This is a genomic window from Protofrankia sp. Cj5, from assembly GCF_917627405.1.
Taxonomy (GTDB): domain Bacteria; phylum Actinomycetota; class Actinomycetes; order Frankiales; family Frankiaceae; genus Protofrankia.
Genome location: NZ_CAKJTO010000039.1, coordinates 1 through 23,082, shown reverse-complemented (window position 1 = coordinate 23,082; position 23,082 = coordinate 1). Strand labels below are relative to the sequence as shown.

Below are 23,082 nucleotides of genomic sequence, written 5' to 3'. Positions count from 1 at the left end.
TCGGCGGCTACCGCACCTGGTAGAACAGCGTGGTTACATATTGATCGAAATCGTTGACCCGTAACGTCAGCCGCAGTTGCCACGTACCGGTCAGCGGCACCTGCATCCCCTGAGCGATTGCGTGGCCCGGTGCGACCTGGGCAAGCGGCACCGAGAGCGGTCCGACCCCGGCGTCGGGCAGGGACAGCTGCGCTGACGCGTCCGCAAGCGGCGCGACCTTGCCAGCGGGATCGAACGTGTAGATGTGCAAGGTCTGCGGCCCGTGCCTGGTCGGGGCGATGTCGACCTGGACGGTGAGCGGTCCGGCGAACACCGTGTCAGCGAACGGCGGTACATAGGACGTCCGCGCCGGAACCGAGTTGACCAACACCGCGGTCACCGCGAGCACCACTGTGGCCAGGCCGGCCTCGAACATCACCCCACGGCGCAACCCAGCCACCGCACGCTCGGCCACTTCGGGCCGCGCCGCGATATCGGTCGATGACGGCCCTACCGAGTGGGCGGCCAGGCCGGCTGTCGTGTCCGAGCGACTCGCGGCCAGCGCCGCGACGACCGGCCGGTAGTTGCGGACAACCCACCTGTGCGCCAGCCAGCCGACTCCGAGCGCTAACGCCACGAACCAGACCTTCAGCAATAACAGACGGCCATAGGCAGTGGCGGTCAGCGCGGGCAATCCGCCTACCTCTCGCCAGGACTGATAGCTACCCGTGAGGATGACGACGGCAACCGCTGCCATCGCGGTACGTGACCAACGCGGCAACACCCCGGCAAGCTCGGCGGCGCGGGCAGCGGGCACCCGGGCGCCGGACCGAGAAGGGCGATCATCTGCGCGGCCACGCCCGGACCTCGCACGCAGGAAGAGCACAAGGGTGGCGAGACCACCCATCCAGACGGCGACTCCCAGCACGTGCACAGTCAGGATCGCGGTCGCCAGCCACGCGTCGCCGCCGACACCCGCATGGCCGGACGCGGCCTGGGTCCCGGCGATGACAAGGGCGAGGCCGCAGAGCTCCGCGACGGCCCGGCGGCCACCGGCCACGATCGCGTGCAGGAGCGGTATCGCGAGCAGCAGCGCGAGGATTCTCAACAGCACCAGATGCCCGAACCTGGTGTGCAACGTGGTCGACAGCGGAGCCCAGCGCGCCAGTGCGGACAACCCCTGACCCGCGCCGTACGGCCCCTGGACCAGCAACAGCCCGACAGCGGCGGCGAGCGTCACGCCCCATCCCGCCCACAGCAGCCGCCGCGGGCCCAGCTGTCGTAGCCCCGCCGGCCAGAGCGCCAGCAGGAAGAAACCCGCACCGAGCAGAACGGACAAACCGGCGAAGGCTCCGAAACGCACCACACCGGCCAGCACGCTGACAGCGGCCGAACCGCTCCTGGTGGACACGGACGCCGCGGCGCTGGCGTCTGGAGCCACCCCGACACCGAAGAAGAAGCTGCCGGAGACCGGATGGCTGTCCGCGGAGATGACATGCCAGCTGACCACGTACGTGCCACGCCCGAGGTCGGCGGACAGCCCCGCCACGACCTGGCTGCCGGTCTGCCCGTGGCGGACATCGCCGGCATCCACCCGCTGGCCGGTTGGGGAGATGACTGTTATCGAACGTGCGTCCGTTGTTACCGACTCGCTGAAAGCAAGCGTGACCTGCGACGGCGGGACCGTCAGGGTCGCTCCCGCGACCGGGTCGCTGCGGTCGAGCACGGCGTGCGCCGACGCCGGGCCCGCTGTCGCGATCAGCGCCGCGACGACGGCAACCAGCAGGAACCCGAGACGGCGCATGCCGCGAGCCTCTATCACCGCACCAGTGTCCCTCTCACCGTCCTCCGGCCCCGCCCGCTCCCCCTGCCCGGCATCACCGTCCACCGAAAAGGCTGCGTAGGCTATCTGTCGATGAATGTGACCGACAGAGGCCGGTTATGTCACGGGCTGCCCCACGCGCTGCTTGTTCTCGGCGTGCTGACCTGCTGGCTGGTTGTCACAGCCTCGCCCGCATCGGCGCACTCCGTCAACGGGGGCGGAGCCACCAACCTGCGCACGACCCTGACCGGCATGAACCCACCGGTGGACGGCATCACCCTCACCCCGGTGGAAAACGGCAGCCGGGTCAGGCTGACCGTTATCGGTAATCACACCGTGATCGTCAAAGGATATTCCGACGAACCATACCTGCGGGTGGACCCGACCGGGACTTGGCGCAACGCCCTCTCGTCCGAGACCTATCTCAACACAAGCCGGTACGGGCTGGCGAACGGATCATCCAAACCGCTGACCGGAAGCGATGACACGGCGCCGCCCCGCTGGGAGAAAATCGGCCATGGCGGCACCACCGTCTGGCACGACCACCGCACCCACTGGATGGGGGCGCAGGACCCGCCGGTCGTTCTGGCCGCGCCCGGCCGCTTTCACGAGATCTACACCTGGATGATCCCGCTGACCGTGGACGGCCAGACGGTCAACGTGACCGGTGCCCTCGACTGGATTCCAGGGCCGTCCCCCACGCCGTGGTTCGTTCTCGGGATCATGCTAGCCGCTGGGGTCATGGCTCTCGGACTGCTACGACGCGCGGCTACGGCGCTGGCCGCGGCGGTGACGATCACTGTGGCCGCGGACATCACCCACTCCTTACTGATCACATTCTCGCGGGCCGACGGCCGGCTGTCGGGATTCTTCCTCAGCAACACCGTCGAGATGGCTGCCTGGGCGCTCGGGCTGGGCTCGGCCGCCCTGCTGATCCGAGAATCGATCACCGGTGGGTACCTCGCCGCGACCGCTGGCTTCGTCATCGCCATGGTCGGCGGTTTCGGCGACGTCGGCCTACTGTACCGATCGGGTGCCCCGATCGCGGGCCCCGTGGCCCTCGCCCGGCTCCTGACCACGGTCACCATCGGTATCGGCATCGGGCTCCTCGCCGCGGTGCCCGTGGTGACCCGACGGCACGGCTGGCGGAAACAGCCCGGCACGGACCGGGACACGACGGACCGGGACACGACGGAACAGCAGACGGTGGTACAGAAGGCCACCGAACAGGACGCGGCGGACCGGAGCGGATACGGACAGGCCGGACCGGGGCTGGGAGCTGGACCGAAACAACCTGGGCTGTGTCCGGACGCCGAAACAGAGCCGGGCATGGGTCGATCTCGCCCCGATATGGCAGGCTGACCGCCGTGTACGTACGCGCGGCGGCCGTCGCCGCCAGCGTTGAACCGCCCGCCGTGACGACCGCGGGCCGCTTGGCGCGTGCGTCCACCTTTGCCGGCTCGTCGGTCGCCCTCGCCGTAGCGGCGCACGCCGCGGCAGGCGGCCACCGTCCGTCCGCAACCCTGCTGGCCGGCGCATTCGGGTTGCTGACCCGCATCGCATACGGCCTCGCCGGACGGGAACGGCGGTTCGTCGCCCTGCTCGCCGGCGTCGGACTCGCCCAGCTGGCCCTGCACATCACGTTCGCGGTCACCGCACATGGCCCCGGCATGGCGGGCGCTGTACTGACTGACGGCACCACGATGACTGTGGCCCACGTAAGCGCGGCCGCGCTGGTCGCCGCCGTGCTCGGTCAGGCTGAACGAGGGCTGTGGAACGCGGCGTGCCTACGCCTCGCGGTGGCCCGCTGTCGCGTCCGTGCGCGTTCCGCTATCGTACTGCTACGGAATGCTCGCCGGTTCGCGGCCACGCTGCTCGGCCCGCCGCTGGGAACAGCGCCGGGCGCCGAACCCCTGACGCGCCGGTCCGGCAGTTGCCGATCCGCCGTCTTCATGCGGCCGGCATACGTGACCGGACGTCTGTTTGCCCGCACCGATGGCCGGCGCGGGCCGCCGCTCGGCCTGAAGACGCCTGAAGACGCCTGAAGACGTCCAGACCTGCCGGAAACGCCCTGATCTGGAACGCGACGAGCGTTCCACGGGGTGATCTCCGCGTGGGACGGCGCGATCGACGGAACAAAAGTCCCAAAAGTGTGGATTCAGGCGAGCAATGATCACCGCCATCCTGGCAATCGGTGACTCGCCGATCGCTCCTGCCGCACTTCTTGTGCGCCCAGCACAATTTCCTTTGTGATCAATTTTCCTCGAGAGGATCAGCATGTCCCGTACGACCCGTGGTGCCGCCGTACTCGGCGCCGCCCTCACCGGCGTGATCGCCTTCGCGCTGCCGGCCTCGGCTCATGTCACCGTGCGGCCGACAACAGCCGTCACTGGTACCGACACGACACTCACCTTCGAGGTCCCGACGGAGCGGGACGACGCTGCCACAACCAAAATCGATGTTCAGTTCCCCGCCGATGCCCCGATCGCGTCGGTGCTGGTCGAGAACATCCCCGGCTGGACCCACGAAATCAGGAAAACCAAACTGGACAAGCCGATCACTACGGATGACGGCACCGTCTCCGAGGGGGTCAGTGAGATCATCTGGACCGCTTCATCGGCCGACACAGCCATCAAGTCGGGCGAGTTCGCCCAGTTCGTCATCTCGGCCGGGCCATTGCCGGACAAGGCCGGCACACTCGCGTTCAAGACTCTGCAGACCTACAGCGACGGCCAGGTCGTGCGATGGATCGACGTCGCGCAGCCTGGACAGGCCGAGCCCGAGCACCCGGCACCGACACTGACCATCACCGCGGCGAGCACCGACAGCACCGACACGCACGGCGGTTCAGGAACCGCCGCAGCCGCCGCCAGCACGCCGAACAACACGGGGGCGACCAGCGGCGTGACGGTGCAGACCGCTTCCCAAAGCGCCGACAGCAGCGACGGAACAGCTCGAGGGCTGGGTATCGCGGGCCTGATCGCCGGGATCGCCGGGATCGGATTCGGCGCTTTCGCCCTGCTGGCCAGTCGCCGTCGAAACGGCACGCACTAGGCAGTGTTTCCTTGACCATGCGATAGCTAAAAGTGGCAAGTAGATTTCCCCGAGTGGAAGATCCACATGATCTGACGGACAAGGAGTGTACACCGTTCGCCACGGTGGGAACTCCACGGGGAGCTGTCGCCAAGTCAAGCCACCCCGCACCAGATAGAAGATCGCGTCCAGGACACGCCGTCGAGCGTGCTTCGCGGGCCGGCCGCCCTTCCCCGCCCGGTTACCCGGCGCGGGCAGGAGCGGTTCGAGCACCCTCCACTGCGCATCCGTGATCGTCGAGGACGGGTAGAAACCGTCGTGTGGTGCTACGGCCATCGACTGGCGGGATTCGGGGTGGGCGGGGCAGGACACACACGTGCACGCAGACGATACTGGCGCTCGGGCTCCTGGTAGGGCGGTTGGATTCGACACCCGCGCTTTACCAGGAGTCCGCTGCCGTGTGGGGGTGCCACTGCTCGGGCACTCCCCCGCCGCATCCTGAACACAGTGCGGGGGGATGAGATGACGGGCAGCCTGCGGCATCTGCCAGGGTACGTTCACGTACCCGTATTCTGCTGGGTGGGTGAAAGGAGGCTGTCCATGACGGATGCGAATGTGCGGATTCCGGCGGAGGCGCGGGATCGGTTGGCGGCGGTGGCGGCTGCGGAAGGGTTGTCGTTGCGGGCGTATCTGGCGCGGTTGGCGAGCACGCTGCTGACGCCTGCGGAGCGGGCTGAGCGTGCGGAGCGGGCGCGGGCGGTGCTGCGGGAGTGGAGTGGTTACGACCCGACGGAGGAGGAGGCCACGCAGGCCCGGGAGGAGTTGGACCGGCGGCTGGCGCGGGCGTTGGGGCGGTGAGCGACGCGCTGCATGTGGTGCTGGATGACACGGCGATGCTCTCGGCCGGGCACGGCAACCGGCTGGCCTCCGAGCTGATTCACCTTGCCCACACCGAGCCGGGCCATTTTCTGTACGCGCCGGCGTGTGCGCTGGTGGAGGCGGACCGGGCCCGGCCGGGCACCGCCGAGCACATCGCCGCGCTGCCGGCGGTGACCATCGTGGAGTTGGACCTGGCGGCCGCGCTCGCACTGGCCCGCGATACCGGCTGGGCGCCGGCGCACGTCCGCTATGCGGCCGAGCCCACCCCGGAACGTCCCGCGGGTGCGGTGATCGCGACGGTGGCACCGGACCGGTGGGTGGGTCAGCCGGTGCGCCTGTTGGACCTCAGCCCGTGAGCTGGTCCGGCGTCCCCAGGGATGCCGGACCAGCCTGGCACGCAGGGCGGCATCGGCCTGGTGCTGTCGGTACCGATCATCACAGGTGTCGCCGTGCTGGTCGCCGCCTACCGGCCGCACAGCTGACGATCCGCTGGCCGCGTGGCGCGCCGGGCGGCCGGTTGCCGCGGAACACGGCTAAATGCCCCTATGGTGTGTTCGGGCCGGGCGAATTCCCGTGGGACCGGCCGGCCAATACGATCATGGTTGGACAGAAGCGGGCAGTGGCGCACGGTGGTCGGGGCCGCAGGACGTCTCCCATCGGATGGTCGGACAATTCGCCCAGGAACGCTACCAAGAGCGACCAGCGACAGGGGCGCGGATCAAGGAGTGGGGTTGGGGTACGTGCACCGCGAGACGAAGGAGGCATGCGCCCTGGTGGCCGGCGACCGACGAGCCGGGGTACCCGTGCGTCGCGCGGCGATGGACGGGGAGTGATGACGCCAGGGGCATGCCCCAGCCCCGCGACGCCGCGTCCCCCGCGGCCAGGCGCTCTAAAGATCGCCTGGCCACATTCCAGGGTCCTTGTCCCGTGAGCCCTGTTCTCGCTTCAAGCCGAACCGGGAACTTTGTCCGTTCGCTGCTGGTCATTTTCATGATCACTTTATTGTTCCGGGAGATGTACCTGCTGTGGTTCTTCCATACCGCGGCGTGGACGAGCCGCCCGAGAGAGATCCGCTGGTGCGGATCATGGTATGAACTCAGTGACGAACAGGACCGCACCCAGGCGGACGCTCGCAAACTCGCTGGCGGCGCCCTCACCCAGATCGGACGTTTGCCGGTCTGGCGGCCGATCGTTGCCTACAAGCCCGCGCACGACTGCCCGGAGCACATCTTCGGAAAAGTCGGCACAGACCGTTACACGACCTATCTGATCAGCGGGAACTGACACCAAGCCACGGGCCGACCCTGGTTGCCGCGCCGCCGAACGCCGTGTCAGCCCCGGTGGACCCAGCCGTGTCCACGGTCCGGTTCGGCTGGAGCACATGCACACGAGCGTGGATGGAGTTGCGCTGCTGCAACGCCGCACGAACGGCACGGTGGAGGCCGTCCTCCAGATAGAGCGCGTCGTCCCACTCCACAACATGCGGGAACAGGTCCCCGTAGAAGGTCGAATCCTCGTCGAGGAGGACGTCAAGCGCGAGCACCCGCTTGGTTGTGATCAGTTGGTCCAACCTGACCTGGCGCGGGGGGATCGCGGCCCATTCCCGCTGGCTCAGGCCATGGTCAGGATACGGGCGTCCGTCACCCACATATCTGAAGATCAACTAACACCTCCTGGATGAGGGAGCACCTTCGCGGAACACCTGACAGCCTAGAATCCTCCGCCAGCCCAGCGGATCGCTACCACACTCCACGCCGGTTGCTCATGTGTTGTTTCGGATCTACAAAGACACTAAAAATAGACATTTTCAACAAGAAACACAATCAAACAATACTCGTCAGACGACTCGAACAACGTCGATCAAGAAACTTCCGTGGCGTGGATTGGCGGGACGGAACCCAGGCAAGCAGGCCTAGCTGCCCATACATAAAATCATCGAGTTTGTCAATATGACATTTTTGAAACCGCCACCTGTGAGCATCACGCACACATCCACCGAATCGGGAACTCCGGAGCAGCCTCCATCCGCATAATCGGGACCGCGCACCGTCGTCACACTCATGCGGGAGGTCCAGATGTTCCGCAGGATGAGAACCCGCCTGATTCTGCGCACAGCCACGCTTGGCGCGATCGTGCTGGTCAGCGCCGGCTGCTCCGGCGGCTCGAACAAGGCTTCGCCACCGGCCCACGCATCGGCCACCACGGTGACCACGCCGCGGGCCGGTACGACCGGGGCCGGCCAGGGCGCCGCGGATGGCGCTGTCGCCTCCCGAACGGCCAGCTTCCGCGCTCCGGGTGGAGGTTCCGGAACCGTCGAGGTCGGTTTCATCAGCCTGAAGGTGGACGGGCGGCTGGCGACGCTGACCGTTGTGTGGACACCGAGGTATAGTGATCTCCCACGTGACAAGGAGATCTCGGTTTTCGACATGTTCGCCGCGCATAGCCCGGCCATCGCTCTTGTCGACAGCACCAATCTGAAGCGTTACGTGGTCGTCCAGGACAGCCGCAACACTGAACTCGGCGCGAGCGGCCCGCGGACGAAGACTGTCAACAACACCCCGGTCAGCGCCTCGTACACGTTCGCGGCGCCGCCTGAGGACGTGCGGACCGTCGACGTCTATGCCGACGATCGGCTGTTGTTCGACGATGCTCCGGTCAGCCGATAGCCCGGGTGGCCGAAGCGGCGGCGCACGACGTCGGCGCCCGGCCACCGCGATCTCCATCGTCACGGTTGCCGTCGTCACGGTTGTCGCCTTGGTCGCCGGCGCCGTTCTCTGGGCCGACGAACCGAACGCCTGGGCCGCGTCGGAGCCGCCCGCGCCCTCGGCCACAGTCAGCGATCAGGCTATCGCCGCCTCGATCCAGCGAATCGAGGTGGCGGACGCGGTCCGTCCCATCGAGGTCGACACAGCTGTTGTCCCGCTGCGCACCGAGCGGCGGGACGCCTCCGGTGTGGCCGTGACCATCAGCTCGGACGTGTTGTTCGCCTTCGACTCCGCCGATCTGACCGAGACGGCCCGCGAGCACCTCGCGGACATAGCGGCGGGGATCGGCGGCGCCAGGGGGACCGTCGCGGTCAACGGCTACACCGACAGCACCGGCACACCCGCATACAACGTGATCCTCTCCCAACGACGGGCGAACGCCGTCGCGGACCTGCTGCGCCCAAGAGCCCCACACGACGTGCTGGTCTCCGCGACCGGCCAGGGTTCCGCCAGCCCCGTCGCCGCGAACACCAATCCGGACGGTTCGGACAACAGCGCCGGCCGCGCCCAGAACCGCCGCGTCACCATCACCTACCGCACCTCATGACCGGTGTTGGGCCACAACCTGATGCTGGGCCATGACCGACCGATGCCGGCCATCCTCCTCCGCGGAGCACACCATCTGGGTGTCATCTACACGTCCGACACCCACAGTCACGATCCGCCCGGTTACTATCAGCGCCACGGTTCGCACTCACCGAGGCAGGTCCCGTGGCACACTACGACGTCTTCCTCAGCTGCGCGCCGCAGGACGCCGGCTGGGGAACGAAGATCAGGGATGCGCTCCGGGCAAAGGGATACCAGGTTGTTCCCGCCGACGGACCGTATCCACCGATCGTACCGTCGGAAGGACCTCCCCCGGCGCCGGAATCGGCCGACGTCCTGATCGTCGTGGTCTCACCCTCCTATTTCCGATCGAGTAGCATCCCCCGATTACTGCGGACGTTCCTCGAATCACGTAGACCCGTACTACCCGTCATCGTCAGAGAAACCGGACTGCCATCCGAGCTGCGAAATATACCGGCTCTGGATCTGACCGCCGTCTACCCCGAAGAAATCGATGACGCCGTCGCGGCGGTCGTACGGACCTACACAAGAACACGACAACATGCTCTCATGGAACGACTGCCGGATGTCCTGAGGGCGAACGAGGACCCATCAGCGGCGAGTGCTGCCCACGGACGCAAGATCTTCGTCATCCACGCTCACGACTCGGACGACGCCAGGGAAATCTGGAGCGCCTTCGTGCTTCGCCGCGAAACGCGGCTGGAACCGATTCTATGGCAGATCGACGCGCTGCTCGATAATCCCGTTGGGCATGGGCAGACCAGCAGCGGAAACGGTATCGACAATCAGGTACTGCCAGCCGAGAACGGCGACGTGGTCCTGTTGCTGATAAGCCGTGGGCTGCTTCGTTCCCAGTTCCTGGAATCCGTCGCGGTCGAGAAGCTGCTGGCCGAACAAAGCGCCGGCCGTCTGATCGTGATACCGGTGATCACCCATCCGATTACCTGGCAGCGGACCCAGCTCCGGGATCTCACTCCACTGCCGAGCGGTGGCGTGCCCATCAGCGAATGGGAGAGCCGGGACGCCGCGATCGCGAGTGTCGTCGAGGGCGTCTGGCTCGCCATCGACGAGGCCACCCGGAACACCTGGGAAGCCAGGTCCGGACCTCCGGGCGGCGCTTACCCAGCTGGCCGATATACAACGCCCCCGGCACCACTGATCCTGGAAGACAACACACCCTACGGCACCGATCCGGCGGCGTCCACAGAGGTCTTCGACCTCAACGACGTCTTCAAGCGCAGCGGTGTGCCGTCACTGACCTTTGTCGAGCCGCCGGAGTTCTTCCGGCTCATCATGGCGTTGCGCACCACCGGCCGGGGCATCGTCGTCGAAGGGCCGTCCGGTATCGGCAAGACGACGCTGCTCAAGAAGGCGCTGGAGCGGGCCGGGCCCTCGCTGGGACAGGTCCAGGTGCTCAGTGCCCGCAAACCAGCCGACCGCCCGGCGATCGAGCGGCTCCCGGAGCACCATGTCGGCACGGTTGCCGTCGACGACTTCCACCGGCTGCCCGCGGAGCTGCGGGAGAGGCTGCTCGACCACCTCAAGGTGCTCGCCGACGAAGAATCGGCGGCCAAGCTCCTCGTCGTGGGGATACCGGGTACCGGCGCGAGCCTGGTCGACCTGGGTTTCGACGTGGCCACCCGCATCGACGTCTTCCGGCTGTCCGCGGCCGGTCTGCGCACGGACGGCAACGCCCTCGTCCTCGACGTCATCGGCAAAGGCGAACAAGCGCTCAATCTGGTCTTCAAGGACCGTGCGCAGATCGTGCGGGCGGCGGCGGGGAGCCTGCTGACCGCGCAGATGCTGTGCTGGGAGCTGGCCGTTCTCCACGGTGTCGAGCGGACTCAGCCGTTCTCCGTGGAGATAGCCGGCGACGTCACCCGTGCGGAGACAAGGGTGATGCGTGATCTGGCCGCCAAGTACGACCCGGAGCTGGCCGGCTTCGCCGCGCTCGACGGACCCGCCGAAGCCACCTGCATCCATCTGCTTACCCAGCTGGGCCGCCATGATGACGGGGTCCTGCGCCTTGACGACCTGCGCGAGGACGTACGGGTGGACAACCCTGGCTTCGCGGCCGGGATCGACGCCTTCATCCGCAGCCACCCGGCCGGGCTGACCGGCCCCTCCGCCGCTATCGAGAAACATCTGCATTACGATCCACGGGCACGGATGATTATCGGCGAGGACCCTCAGCTACTTTTCTACCTACGGCGCCGCAGCGCCGAACAGCTCGCCGAGGTGGCTGGCAAGCGCCTGCCCCGGCCTCGCGACCAGGTTTTCGTCAGCTACAGCCACCGGGACGGGGCCTGGCTCGAGCGACTGGACACCCACCTGCGTCCACTCATCCGCGACGGAATGCTCGACCTGTGGGATGATCGGCGTATTCAGGCCGGAGACCGCTGGCTGACCGAGATCACTCAGGCCCTGGAACGGGCAAAAATTGCGATCCTTCTGGTCAGTGCCAATTTTCTCGCATCCGACTTCATTAATCACAAAGAAGTGCCGAAGCTGTTAGCGGCGGCGGACGCCGGTGGCTGTCGGATCATACCAGTAATCATTGGGGCGTGCTTATTCAGCGAGGACAAGCGGCTGAATATGTTCCAGGCGGCCAACCCTCCGGACAAGCCGTTGGACGCGCTGCCCAAGCATGCCGCTGACCGTTATCTGGTGGAGGTGGCGCGCCACTTTCTTCACCCATAGGTCGCGTCACCCATAGGTCGCGTCACCCGCCGGCCGAGCCAACCCGAACGGGTGATAGCGCCAGCACGGTCACAGCTCGTCATGCCTTGCACGCGCAACAGCCGTACCGTCTCGAAGCATGGCCGAGGTAATGCGGGGGCTGTCGGGCGACACCTACAACGTACCGAAGATAGTGAACATAACGGATGCATCGGACCAGCCCGGCGCGTCGATAGCAGGTGCCGCGGGCCCGGCCGTGCTCTTCGAGCGGGTCACGATCGCCGCCGGCCGGACACCGGTACTCACGAACGTCCACGGAACCGTCGAAACAGGCCATGCCGTCGCTATTATAGGCCCACGGCACGGTGGAAAATCAGTACTGCTCCAATCGATACTCGGGCTGGCACCGGTGATCAAAGGATCGGTCACCGTGCTCGGTCAGCCGCCGGGGCAGGCCCGCCGCCAGGTCGCGTACATCCCACCGGCCGACAGTTTTGACAGCAAAACTCGAGTCACCGTCATCCAGGTCGTACTCATGGGGCGCTACCGATGGATCGGATGGGTACGGCGCCCCACCCTCGCCGACCGGACGGTTGCCGCCCGCGCGCTGGCGAGAGTCGGGCTCGCCGACCGTTCCCGTGACCGTTTCGAGACGCTGTCCGGCACCCAGCGTCAACGGGTGATGCTCGCGCGCGCCATAGCCCAGCAGCCACGCATCCTCCTGCTCGACGAGCCGCTCACCGAGGTCGACGTGCCCAGCCAGGCAGCGCTGTTGGCCACCCTCGCAACGATGCGATCAGCCGGCGCCAGCGTCGTGATCTCAACCGACGATCTCGCCCTCGCGCATCTGGCCTGCGACGACGTGTTCCTGTTCAACCACCGTCAGATCGCTTTCGGGCCGACCGCGGCCGTCCTGACCCAGCATGCGCTCGATACCGCGTTCGGTGACAGCACCGACAGCACACTGGAATCATTGCGCGACGCAACAATCATGACCCAATACAGATAGCCCCTTCGCGGAGCCCTGAACAGCGAAAAACACCCTAACGTCATAGTTATGTTACCAACAGCAACAAGCACGCCGGAATTCGGTCGGGTTTCGGGGAGTCCGGCCGAATTCCGGCTGGGATGACGGGCATCATGGACGGCGCAGCCGGCGTGGGGAGTTGATCTGTTGTGATCGCGGGTCGTCCAGTGTCATCTGGTAGTCATCCAGGCGCATCCGCGGAGCGGGCCATCCGGATGGCGACGGTCGCGGCCGTCACCCTGGTCGCGGCGGTGGCAGCCTTCGTCTCCTACCGCCACATGCGTGGCGTCGCCATCGAGCACGGCGAGGACTCCATGACCGCGGCGGTGCTGCCGCTGAGCGTGGACGGGCTGATCGTCGCCGCCTCCATGAGCATGTGGGCGGACCGCCGTGCGGGCCGGCGCCGTTCCCAGCTGTCCTATGCCCTGCTCACTATGGGCGCATGCGCGTCGCTGGCGGCAAACGTCCTGCATGCCGACCCGAACCTGACAGCCAGGGCTATCGCGGCCTGGCCACCGTTGGCTCTGCTCGGTTCCTACGAACTGCTCATGCGTCAGATCCGCCCCGTGGGCCCGCTCCCCGACGCCCGCCGCCCGACCACCCACACGACCGATGTTCCGGTCGCGCCCGGTGAGAGGCTCAGCGGTACGGTCAGCATTCCCGCCCCGCGCACAGGGCAGCCCACGCTCGGGCGGTCACCACTGTTCCTGGCTCCCGTCCCAGTACAAACACCCGATCACGTCGAAGCCGTCGAAGATGTCGATCAGCCGGATCCAGCGGGCCCCCTGAATCCGGCTGATCCAGTCGACGGACGCCGTGCGGCCGGGTACGAAGCGGTGGCGGAGGATGTGGACGATCTACCGGACACCGCGGCGGAACCGTCCGGCCAGGCATTCCCAGGGCTGGACACCGCCGGAAAACGGGACGCCATCATCCGCGCGCTGGAACAGAGCGACGGCTCGGCGGCACAGGCTGCCGCGCTGCTCGCCGCCCGCGGTATCAGTGTCAGCAAAAGCTGGGTCTACCAGGTCCGCAAGGACACCCGCTTCGCCGGTATCGACACCGGACCGCTGCCGATACCGTCCCGTCCTCCGGCCCGTCCGGCCCGTGGCCTGGGCCGCGGCCTCACCCCGACTTGGACCCGCACCCCCTGACTCTGGTCAGCACAACCAGCCACCGAACCAGGGCTCCCCGCGTGCCACGCCGAGGGGGTTGTACGGCGGATAGCCCGTCACGGGCGAGAAAACCCACTGGACGGCGCGCCTACCCTTGGCAGATGGAGTTCACCCAGTCCGACAAGCTCGCCGACGTCTGCTACGACGTCCGGGGTCCTGTTCTCGACCAGGCGACGCGGTTGGAAGCCGAGGGCCAACGCGTCCTGAAGCTGAACATCGGCAACCCCGCGCCGTTCGGGTTCGCCGCACCTCCGGCGATTCTTCAGGCGGTGGTGGACAGCCTCGCCGACGCACAGGGTTACAGCGATTCCAAGGGCCTGGCATCCGCACGGGCGGCCGTGGTTCGTTACACCACCGGTAAGGGCGTCGCCGGAATCGACATCGACGACGTGTACCTCGGCAACGGCGTCTCAGAACTGATCATGATGTCCTTGCAGGCGCTGCTCAACGACGGCGACGAGGTGCTGCTGCCGGCACCGGACTACCCGCTGTGGACCGCGGTCGTCAGTCTGTGCGGCGGCCAGCCCGTCCACTACATGTGCGACGAGTCCGCCGACTGGATGCCCGACCTCGACGACATCGCAAGCAAGGTCACCACCAGGACCCGGGCAATAGTGATCATTAATCCGAACAACCCGACCGGAGCGGTCTACAGCCGCGAGGCGCTGTCCAGCATCATCGAGATCGCCCGCCGGCACAACCTCATGATCTTCTCTGACGAGATCTACGACCGGATCCTCTATGACGACGCCGAGCACATCTCCACCGCGGCGCTCGCTCCGGACATCATGTGTGTCACGTTCAACGGGCTGTCAAAGGCGTATCGACTCGCCGGCTTCCGCTCCGGCTGGATGGTTGTCTCCGGTCCGCGCACGCATGCCACCAGCTACGTTGAAGGCCTCAACATCCTGGCGAACATGCGGCTGTGCGCCAACGTCCCGGGCCAATATGCCATGCGGGCCGCGCTTGCGGATGACAGCGGAGCTGGCGACCTCGTGTTGCCCGGCGGCCGGTTGCACGAGCAGCGCGACGTGGTGTGGAAACTTCTCAACGATATTCCGGGCATATCGTGCGTGAAGCCACGCGGCGCGCTGTACGCGTTCCCGCGTATCGATTCGGCCGTTCACCGGATCGTCAATGACGAGCGGCTCGTCCTGGACCTGCTGCTGACCGAAAAAATTCTGCTCGTGCAGGGCACCGGCTTCAACTGGCCCAGGCCCGATCATATCCGGATAGTCACCCTGCCCGGGGTGGATGACCTCACCGACGCGATCGGCCGTATCGGCAGGTTCCTCGAGACCTACACACAGAGCTGACGACAGGAGGATCCGTAATCATCGAAACGATCGAGAGCGAAAATAACGAAAACCGTTATCAATATTTTTCGCACGGTCGACCGCATGCCAACGAGCGTGGCCCCTTTGCCGCCCCCCGGAGGAAGCCAGCGGTGAGAGAGTGAAGGCTGTGTCCAGTGCCGAATCCAGCCGATCCGCGCCGCCCCCGGCATCATCGCGAGCCGTGTCCGGGTCGACGCCTCCGCCCACATCCGCAGCGCCAGGGAGGTCGAGCGGTAACAGACGGTCCGCGCTCGGCCGGGGGACAGCCGTCCGGGCCACCCGCCAGGGCGATGCGGTCTCCACCGCGCTCGCCGAGATCGATGCCTTCACCAGCGCCCAGGACCTGCACGCGTACCTGCGCGACGGTGGTCAGGCCGTCGGCCTGACCACCGTGTACCGGCACCTGCAGGTCCTCGCTGACCGGGGTGAGGTGGACGTGCTGCGGCGTGACGACGGCGAGACCCTCTACCGCCGCTGCACCACTGACAATCACCACCATCACCTCGTGTGTCGTCGCTGCGGACGGACCGTCGAGGTCGAAGGACCGGAGATCGAGGTGTGGACGGACCACATCGCGACGGCGGCGGGCTTCACCGATGTGGCCCACACCCTGGAGATCTACGGGACCTGCGCCACCTGCGCGGTCAGTCCGGACTGACCGGACTGACCGGACTGACCGGACTGACCGGACTGGGGCTACGCCAGCCTGGAACCGGGTGCGCCGGGAACTGTCCCCCGCGCATCCTCAGCCAAGGCTCAGCAAGGCCGGAGCGAGCTCACGCCACTGCCGGCGGGGCAGCCCGCGGCGGTCCGCATCAAGGACCTGGACGCACACATGATCGGCTCCGGCATCAAGATGTTCGCTGATCCGGCCGAGCAGGACGTCCGGATCACCCCACGGCACGATCGTGTCGACGAGCCGGTCGGAACCCGCGCCCACGAGGTCGTCGTCGGTGAAGCCGAAACGGCGCAGGTTGTTCGTGTAGTTCGGCAGCCGCAGATACGAACCCGTATGCCGCCGCGCCAGCTCCCGCGCGCTCTCGGGATTCGTGTCGAGGACGAACGCCTGCTCTGGGACAAGCAGCTTGCCCGGCCCGAGGATCTTCCGTGCGCTTGCCGTGTGCTCCGGCGGCACGAAGTAGGTGTGCGCGCCGTCCGCCCGGACCCGTGCCAGCTCCAGCATCTTCGGGCCAAGCGCGGCCAGGACCCGCGTTGAGGAGGCCGGTGGCACTGCCCGGTACTGCTCCCGAGCCGCCCGATCCATCTCGTCGAGATATGCCCGCAGCTGCGTCAACGGCTTGGTGTAGGCAACGCCGCGGATCTCCATCAGGGACGCGTGTGACACGCCGAGCCCGAGCAGGAACCGGTCTCCGAACGCCTCGGCGAGGGTCAGCTGCCCGGCCGCCATCGTCTGGGGATGCCGGGCGAAAATCTGCGCGATCCCGGTCGCGACCGTGAGCCGGGAGGTCGCCGCGAGCATCAGCGCGGCTGTCACCAGGACCTCCCGGCCCTTGACCTCACCAGTCCAGACCGCCCGGTAGCCCAGCTCGTCGAGTTCGGCCACGGCCGCCCGGACAACCGAAGCCGGGGAGAAGTCGAACTGGCCGCTCCAGATCCCGACCCGACCGAGGTCACAACGGACGGGCGGGCGCGCGGTGTCGACGATGGCGCTGGCGGTGTCGGCGCCGCTCGCGGACGTCGGGGCAGTTGTCACCGCACCACGCTATCGGGACGCGCCGACCACGGCAGACAGCCGGAAGCCGTGTCCGGGGTTGCTCGCCACCATGGGACGACTATCGTCAGCTCCGCGGTGAACGGTCCCGCTGACCGCGGCGACCGGCTGCCCCAACCGGCGGCTGCGACCGACGATCTCGGGGACGGCCGAGGATGACCGGAGGACACTATGTCCGTTCCTGACACAGACGGGCCGAACGGCGCCGTCACACCCGTCCCGCGTGATCCCCGGGATTCACGTGAATCACAGGGATCACGTGAATCCCGGGACGGCAGCCCGGAGCCGGTACGGCTGCTCACGCCGGGCGGTGAGCGGCTGCCCGACCAGACCTACGATCCCTACCTGTCTGACCTCACCGGCGCTGATCTGTACGGGCTCCTACGCGACATGGTGATCGCGCGCCGCTTCGACGAGGAGGCAACCGCTCTCCAGCGCCAGGGTGAGCTTGGCCTGTGGGCCAGCCTGCGCGGCCAGGAAGCCGCCCAGGTCGGCTCCGCCCGGGCGCTGCGTGCCGACGACATGGTCTTCCCGTCCTACCGGGAGCACGCGGTGGCCTGGTGCCGTGGCGTCGACCCGCTGGACATCCTCAGCCTGTTCCGTGGGGTCACCCACGGAGGATGGGACGCGGACGAACACGGGTTCCAGTGCTACGCGATCGTGGTCGGCTCGCAGACCCTGCACGCCACCGGTTACGCGATGGGCATCTCCCGCGATCATGCGGTGGGTGCGGGTAGTAACGGCCACCGCATGCCGGCCACGCTGGTCTACTTCGGAGACGGAGCATCCAGCCAGGGCGACGTCAACGAGGCGCTCAACTGGGCGGGTGTCTTCGAAGCTCCGGTGGTGTTCTTCTGCCAGAACAACCAGTGGGCGATATCCGCGCCGGCCCGGCGGCAGACCAGGGTGCCGATCTACCAGCGGGCGTCAGGTTTCGGTATTCAGGGGATCCAGGTGGACGGCAACGACGTGCTGGCGACGCTCGCGGTAACCCGCTGGGCGCTGGAGTCGGCCCGCCAGGGACGCGCGACGCTGGTGGAAGCGGTGACCTACCGGATGGGTGCCCACACCACCGCTGACGATCCGTCCCGGTACCGCCATGCCGAGGAACTGGCCTACTGGGGAGAGCATGACCCGCTGCAACGGATGACCGCCTATCTGCGCGCCGGTGGGCTCCTGGATGACCATGCGGCAGCCGCTCTCGACGCCGAGGCCGACGCCCTCGCGGCCACGTTGCGTGAACGTTGTCTGAGCCTGCCCGACCCGTCCCCGCGCAGCATGTTCGAGCACGTGTACGTGGACGAGCCCAGAACCCTGGCGGCCATGCGGGACGCCTGGCCGGCAGCGGTACCGGCGGAACCGGCTGATCCGGAACCGGCCGGACCGGCGGCCTGGAACACCCGCCCGCCCCTGACGCGGGTCACCCAGATCGCGGCCACCGCGGGCGTGACCGCCGGAATGCCGGCCGCACCGGGCCCAGCCCGCCAGCCACGAAAGGCTGTCTGACGGTGCGCTCGACACTGACGCTGGCCAAGGCCCTCAACACCGGTCTGCGCACGGCCATGGCCGCCGATGAGAAGGTCGTTGTGATGGGCGAGGATGTCGGCAGGCTCGGCGGCGTCTTCCGGATCACCGAAGGGCTGCTCGCGGACTTCGGCGAGGCTCGCGTCATCGACACCCCGCTGGCCGAGTCCGCGATCATCGGCACCGCGATCGGGCTGGCGATGCGCGGGTTCCGGCCGGTGTGCGAGATCCAGTTTGACGGCTTCGCCTACCCGGCCTTCAACCAGATCGTCACTCAGCTGGCGAAAATCCATTACCGGAACCAAGGGCGGGTCCGCTTGCCGGTGACGGTTCGCATCCCGTTCGGTGGTGGCATCGGCGCTGTGGAACACCACAGTGAGTCGCCAGAGGCGTACTTCTGCCATACCGCGGGCCTGAAAGTCGTGGCCTGCGCCAGCCCGGCCGATGCCCACACGATGATCCAGCAAGCGGTCGCGGCCGATGACCCAATAATCTTTTTCGAACCCAAGCGCCGGTACTGGGACAAGGGGGAGGTCGAGACCGACGAACCACTCGCCAACGCAACGCCGCTGCACGCCAGCCGGGTTGTCCGGACCGGGGGCGACGCGACACTCGTCGCCTACGGCCCGATGGTACGGACCTGCCTGGACGCAGCCGCCGTCATGGCGGACGAGGGGCGCGAGCTCGAGGTCATCGACCTGCGCACCCTTTCCCCGCTGGAGCTGTCCCCAGTGTTCGCGTCCGTTCGCCGCACCGGCCGGTGCGTGGTCGTGCACGAGGCACCGTCGAACGTGTCCCTGTCCGCGGAGATCGCGGCCCGGGTGACCGAGGCGGCGTTCTACTCCTTGGAGGCTCCGGTGCTACGCGTCACCGGCTATGACATCCCATACCCGCCGTCCCGGCTGGAAGAACACCACCTGCCGGATGTCGACCGGATCCTGGACGCCGTCGACCGTTCCTTCCAGTACTGACGACCGGTGCTGGCCGATCTGTCGAGCCAGCCCGTCGAAGCAGACCCGTCGAACCAGACCCGCGCGGCGCGCGCCAGGCCGCGAGCCGTCCGCCAGTTGGAGGTCACCTGTGCCGCGTGAACAGTTCCGCCTCCCTGACCTGGGCGAGGGCCTACCGGACGCCGAAATCGTCCGGTGGCTGGTGGCGGTGGGCGAGCCTGTGACGATCAATCAGCCGATCGTCGAGGTGGAGACCGCCAAGGCGCTGGTGGAGGTGCCTTCACCACTCACGGGTGTCCTCGTCGTTCGACACGCCGAACCCGGCGACACCGTCGAGGTGGGACGGCCGCTGATCACCGTCGACACCGATGCTACGGCAGCGGCGGACCTCGGTCCGGTCACCCGACCGGACCACGGAACGGACCACGGAACGGACAGCCCGGCGGACGGGCGGACACCCGTGCTGGTCGGGTACGGCCCGCGCGCATCCGCTGGGCCGTCACACACCCGGCCCCGGCAGCGGACCGACGAGAACGGACAGAACAGGCAGCAGGAACGCAACAAACCGGACGGACCGGCAATCCGCCCAGACCACGCCGAGCACGCCGAGCGGCGATCCCAGCCTGGGGTACTGGCGAAACCACCAGTCCGCAAGCTGGCTCGGGATCTCGGCATCGACCTGTGGCGGATCGCCGGTACTGGGCCGCACGGAACGATCAGCCGGGCGGACGTCGAGGCGGCCCGGCTGCCTGCCCGTGAGGAGCCTGCCAGCCGCGTCCGCCGGATACCGGTGACCGGCGTCCGGCGCGCGACCGCGGCGGCAATGGTGACCAGCGCGTACACCGCGCCGCAGGTAACCGAGTTCGTCAGCGTCGATGTCACCGAGATGATGGCGGCTCGGGACCGGATTGCCGCCCTGCCCGAGTTCACGGGTGTGAAGGTGACCGCGCTGTTGTTTGTCGCACAGGCGCTGTTGACCGCGGTCCAGCGGCATCCAATGATCAATTCCAGCTGGGCGGAAGCGGTCGGTGACGCACCCGCGCAGATCCTCATCCATGAGGATGTCAACCTCGGGATCGCGGTGGCCTCGCCCCGAGGGCTCGTGGTGCCGAACATCCCGCGGGCGCAGGGGATGGGGCTCGTCGCGCTCGGGCACGCCCTGCATGAACTGACCACGGCTGCCCGCGCTGGAAAAATCACACCTGATTCGCTACGCGGCGGAACCATCACAATTACCAATATCGGCGTGTTCGGAATCGACATCGGAACGCCCATCCTCAACCCGCCGGAGGCCGCGATCCTCGCCCTTGGCGCCATCCGTCCGACGCCGTGGATACACAACGGAGAACTCGCCGTCCGGACGGTCGCGCAACTCGCCCTGACCTTCGACCACCGGATCGTCGACGGCGAGCTCGGCGCCAGGGTACTCGCGGACATCGGCGCGATGCTCGCCGACCCAGCCGTGGCCCTGGCCTGGAGTTGACCAGTCTCCGCGGCACCCGCGGACCCGCGTTCTGGTGTCTGTGAGTAACGATTATGAGGCCATAGCGAGCACCCGCCGAGGTATCCACAAGACGGGACACAACAGACCAACCCGGGACATCAACCGGGACAAAGAGCACGGGATGGGGCGGACAACGGAGGAAGGAGCTCGCCTGGTACGGTTGCGCCTTGCTTACGGCTTCCGACACAGCTTCCGTACAAAGGGGTGAAACGCATGACGCGCGTGGAGGCACTGCAGGCCGCCGACGAATTTGTCGCCAAGGTCCTGACCTCCGCAGGCTCCAGCGGCCGTTTTAACGGACCTCTCAACCTCGCTGAACGCGTCGATCTGACGCTGCGGGTGGCGAGATTCCTGCTGGAGGGCCAGGGCACTTCCGAGGCCGACGACCTGCTCAAGCGGGACATGCGCAATGAGCTGGACCAGGCTTTCCCGCCGCTGCGTACGTCATGAAACGACCGGTGGTCCGAGGATCACCCCGCCGTGCCGCAACAGGCCGACAGCGGGTGAACGCGCGGCAGGCGTTCGGCCGCGTGCCGCTGCCGTCAGCTCCCGCGTGCCTCCGCCGGGCACGTCAGGGGCTGGGAGCCTGGTAGCGGCGGGCCGCCGGGGGCGCGATCCAGGCTCTGTCTCGCGCGCCCGACGGTTGCATGTGGTGACCATCGCCCCGCCCCGCCTCCGAACGACGCCTGAGCGGCGCCCGGTGTGGGGCAGCTGTCAGAACGCGTCCTCAGTCAGGTCCATCAAGTCAAGATCGGTAGCCTGGAGAACGCTGAGCCGAATCGACAGCTCGGGCAGCACGTTCGCGACGAACCACCGGGCTGTGGACACTTTGCCCTCGTAGAAGGCACGCTCCCTGGCTGCCGAGGCCTGTTGCGATCCGGTGAGCGCCGCTGTGGCCACCTCGGCCTGACGCAGCAGCAGCCAGCCGATCACAAGGTCGCCGACACTCATCAGCAGCCGCGTGGTGTTCAGACCCACCTTGTACACCTGCCTGGGATCCTGCGCGGTACCGGCGAGAAAACCGGTCAGCACATCGACCATGGACTGGACGTTCTCCAGCGCGGCAGCCAGGATCTCCCGTTCCCGGCGCAGTGCGCCGTCCCCCGCGCCGTCCTTGGCGAAGCTCTGGATCTCGGTGAACAACGCGCTGAGGGCCTGGCTGCGATCTCGCACGATCTTGCGGAAGAAGAAGTCCTGTCCCTGGATGGACGTGGTGCCCTCGTACAGGGTGTCGATCTTCGCGTCGCGGATGTACTGCTCGATCGGGTAATCCTGCAGGTAGCCAGAACCACCGAAAACCTGCAGGGACGTCGCCAGCAGTTCATAGGACCGCTCAGAGCCAACGCCCTTGACTATCGGCAGCAGCAGGTCGTTGAGCCGTCCGGCGAGGTCGTCCGGCGTGCCCGCGGCGTTCGCCACGGCAACCCTGTCCTGGACGGTGGCGGTGTACAGGACAAGCGCGCGCATGCCTTCCGCGTACGCCTTCTGCAACATGAGCATCCGCCGGACGTCCGGGTGATGAATGATCGTGACACGCTGTGCGGCCTTGTCCATGAGCTGCGTCAGATCAGCGCCCTGGACCCGGCTCCGCGCGAACTCCAGGGCGTTCAGATACCCCGTGGACAGTGTCGCGATGGCCTTGGTGCCCACCATCATGCGGGCGTACTCGATGACCTCGAACATCTGGGCGATGCCGTCGTGGACGTCTCCGACGAGCCAGCCGACCGCCGGGTGCTTCTCGCCGAAGCGCAGCTCACAGGTGGTGGATACCTTCAGCCCCATCTTCTTCTCGACGCCGGTGACGTAGACACCGTTGCGCTCGCCAGGTTCGCCGGTCACCGGGTCCACCAGGAACTTCGGGACCAGGAACATGGACAGTCCCTTGGTGCCCGGTCCGCTGCCCTCCGGCCGGGCAAGAGTGAGATGGAAGATGTTCTCCGGAACATCCCAGTCACCTGAAGTGATGAATCGTTTCACGCCCTCGATGTGCCAGGTGCCGTCGGCCTGTGCCAGCGCCCTGGTGCGGCCCGCACCCACGTCCGAACCCGCGTCGGGCTCGGTGAGCACCATCGTCCCGCCCCATTGCCGCTCGATTGCCTGGCGGGCGAA

Annotated in this window: 21 protein-coding genes and 1 pseudogene; 17 read left to right on the top strand and 5 right to left on the bottom strand. The window is 67.2% G+C overall.

The annotated features are described in order from the left end of the window. Positions 1-7 precede the first annotated feature (7 nt). On the bottom strand, positions 8-1,783 hold the full coding sequence (locus tag MJ777_RS10735; RefSeq protein ID WP_239375695.1) for a copper resistance CopC/CopD family protein: 1,776 nt from the start codon (positions 1,781-1,783) through the stop codon (positions 8-10). A gap of 111 nt (positions 1,784-1,894) precedes the next feature. Here MJ777_RS10735 and MJ777_RS10730 point away from each other — a divergent pair, with 111 nt between their 5' ends. The 3 genes from MJ777_RS10730 (at position 1,895) to MJ777_RS10720 (ending at position 4,855) form a co-directional block, all read left to right on the top strand. Then, complete coding sequence (locus tag MJ777_RS10730; protein WP_239375693.1) at positions 1,895-3,163, top strand: hypothetical protein; 1,269 nt, start codon at positions 1,895-1,897, stop codon at positions 3,161-3,163. 5 nt (positions 3,164-3,168) lie between these two features. Then, positions 3,169-3,846, top strand: coding sequence for a hypothetical protein (locus MJ777_RS10725; protein ID WP_239309820.1), 678 nt, complete (start codon positions 3,169-3,171; stop codon positions 3,844-3,846). A gap of 232 nt (positions 3,847-4,078) precedes the next feature. After that, positions 4,079-4,855, top strand: a complete 777-nt coding sequence (locus tag MJ777_RS10720; protein ID WP_239310755.1) for a YcnI family protein — start codon at positions 4,079-4,081, stop codon at positions 4,853-4,855. A gap of 96 nt (positions 4,856-4,951) precedes the next feature. Here the strand turns inward: MJ777_RS10720 and MJ777_RS23090 are convergent. After that, a pseudogene (locus MJ777_RS23090) lies at positions 4,952-5,170 on the bottom strand (transposase); the annotation flags it as partial. 264 nt (positions 5,171-5,434) lie between these two features. Between MJ777_RS23090 and MJ777_RS10715 the strand changes: the two are divergent. The 3 genes from MJ777_RS10715 (at position 5,435) to MJ777_RS10705 (ending at position 6,997) form a co-directional block, all read left to right on the top strand. Next, a complete protein-coding gene (locus tag MJ777_RS10715; protein ID WP_239310754.1) occupies positions 5,435-5,692 on the top strand; it encodes a hypothetical protein in 258 nt (85 codons plus the stop codon). Then, positions 5,689-6,069 (top strand): hypothetical protein, encoded by a 381-nt coding sequence (locus tag MJ777_RS10710; RefSeq protein WP_239375691.1) that lies wholly within the window; start codon positions 5,689-5,691, stop codon positions 6,067-6,069. The genes MJ777_RS10715 and MJ777_RS10710 overlap by 4 nt, the downstream gene beginning before the upstream one ends. 634 nt (positions 6,070-6,703) lie before the next feature. Further along, positions 6,704-6,997 carry a hypothetical protein gene (locus MJ777_RS10705; RefSeq protein ID WP_370651617.1) on the top strand — a complete coding sequence of 98 codons (294 nt, stop codon included), beginning with the start codon at positions 6,704-6,706 and terminating at the stop codon, positions 6,995-6,997. Here the strand turns inward: MJ777_RS10705 and MJ777_RS10700 are convergent. Continuing rightward, positions 6,984-7,376 carry a type II toxin-antitoxin system VapB family antitoxin gene (locus MJ777_RS10700; protein WP_239310750.1) on the bottom strand — a complete coding sequence of 131 codons (393 nt, stop codon included), beginning with the start codon at positions 7,374-7,376 and terminating at the stop codon, positions 6,984-6,986. The two genes, MJ777_RS10705 and MJ777_RS10700, sit on opposite strands and share 14 nt — an antisense overlap. A gap of 424 nt (positions 7,377-7,800) precedes the next feature. On the opposite strand from MJ777_RS10700, the gene MJ777_RS10695 reads away from it, so the two are divergent. From MJ777_RS10695 to MJ777_RS10665, 7 genes are all read left to right on the top strand, one after another. After that, positions 7,801-8,379, top strand: coding sequence for a hypothetical protein (locus MJ777_RS10695; protein WP_239310749.1), 579 nt, complete (start codon positions 7,801-7,803; stop codon positions 8,377-8,379). Continuing rightward, positions 8,360-9,025, top strand: a complete 666-nt coding sequence (locus MJ777_RS10690) for an OmpA family protein (protein ID WP_239310748.1) — start codon at positions 8,360-8,362, stop codon at positions 9,023-9,025. The genes MJ777_RS10695 and MJ777_RS10690 overlap by 20 nt, the downstream gene beginning before the upstream one ends. A gap of 164 nt (positions 9,026-9,189) precedes the next feature. Continuing rightward, the gene (locus tag MJ777_RS10685; protein WP_239375689.1) at positions 9,190-11,745 is read left to right on the top strand and encodes a TIR domain-containing protein; all 2,556 of its coding nucleotides are present in this window, start codon (positions 9,190-9,192) and stop codon (positions 11,743-11,745) included. 118 nt (positions 11,746-11,863) lie between these two features. Next, positions 11,864-12,733, top strand: a complete 870-nt coding sequence (locus MJ777_RS10680) for a metal ABC transporter ATP-binding protein (protein WP_239375687.1) — start codon at positions 11,864-11,866, stop codon at positions 12,731-12,733. Positions 12,734-12,966: 233 nt separating this feature from the next. Continuing rightward, positions 12,967-13,905: a DUF2637 domain-containing protein gene (locus MJ777_RS10675; RefSeq protein ID WP_239375678.1), complete on the top strand. Its 939-nt coding sequence runs from the start codon at positions 12,967-12,969 to the stop codon at positions 13,903-13,905. 122 nt (positions 13,906-14,027) lie between these two features. Further along, the gene (locus MJ777_RS10670; protein ID WP_239375676.1) at positions 14,028-15,242 is read left to right on the top strand and encodes a pyridoxal phosphate-dependent aminotransferase; all 1,215 of its coding nucleotides are present in this window, start codon (positions 14,028-14,030) and stop codon (positions 15,240-15,242) included. A 202-nt stretch (positions 15,243-15,444) separates the two neighbouring features. After that, positions 15,445-15,921 (top strand): Fur family transcriptional regulator, encoded by a 477-nt coding sequence (locus MJ777_RS10665; RefSeq protein WP_255720144.1) that lies wholly within the window; start codon positions 15,445-15,447, stop codon positions 15,919-15,921. A gap of 87 nt (positions 15,922-16,008) precedes the next feature. Here the strand turns inward: MJ777_RS10665 and MJ777_RS10660 are convergent, their stop codons facing one another. Continuing rightward, positions 16,009-16,977: an LLM class F420-dependent oxidoreductase gene (locus tag MJ777_RS10660; RefSeq protein ID WP_370652697.1), complete on the bottom strand. Its 969-nt coding sequence runs from the start codon at positions 16,975-16,977 to the stop codon at positions 16,009-16,011. Between the two features lie 189 nt (positions 16,978-17,166). Between MJ777_RS10660 and MJ777_RS10655 the strand changes: the two genes are divergently transcribed. The 4 genes from MJ777_RS10655 (at position 17,167) to MJ777_RS10640 (ending at position 21,423) form a co-directional block, all read left to right on the top strand. After that, positions 17,167-18,501, top strand: coding sequence for a thiamine pyrophosphate-dependent enzyme (locus tag MJ777_RS10655; RefSeq protein ID WP_239375666.1), 1,335 nt, complete (start codon positions 17,167-17,169; stop codon positions 18,499-18,501). A gap of 2 nt (positions 18,502-18,503) precedes the next feature. Next, on the top strand, positions 18,504-19,490 hold the full coding sequence (locus tag MJ777_RS10650; protein WP_255724034.1) for an alpha-ketoacid dehydrogenase subunit beta: 987 nt from the start codon (positions 18,504-18,506) through the stop codon (positions 19,488-19,490). 109 nt (positions 19,491-19,599) lie between these two features. Next, positions 19,600-20,952 (top strand): dihydrolipoamide acetyltransferase family protein, encoded by a 1,353-nt coding sequence (locus tag MJ777_RS10645; protein WP_239375656.1) that lies wholly within the window; start codon positions 19,600-19,602, stop codon positions 20,950-20,952. A gap of 234 nt (positions 20,953-21,186) precedes the next feature. Beyond that, positions 21,187-21,423 carry a hypothetical protein gene (locus MJ777_RS10640; protein ID WP_239310741.1) on the top strand — a complete coding sequence of 79 codons (237 nt, stop codon included), beginning with the start codon at positions 21,187-21,189 and terminating at the stop codon, positions 21,421-21,423. 264 nt (positions 21,424-21,687) lie between these two features. Here MJ777_RS10640 and MJ777_RS10635 read toward each other — a convergent pair. Next, positions 21,688-23,082, bottom strand: a 1,395-nt coding sequence (locus tag MJ777_RS10635) for an acyl-CoA dehydrogenase (RefSeq protein WP_239375654.1), incomplete at its 5' end; no start/stop codon positions are given.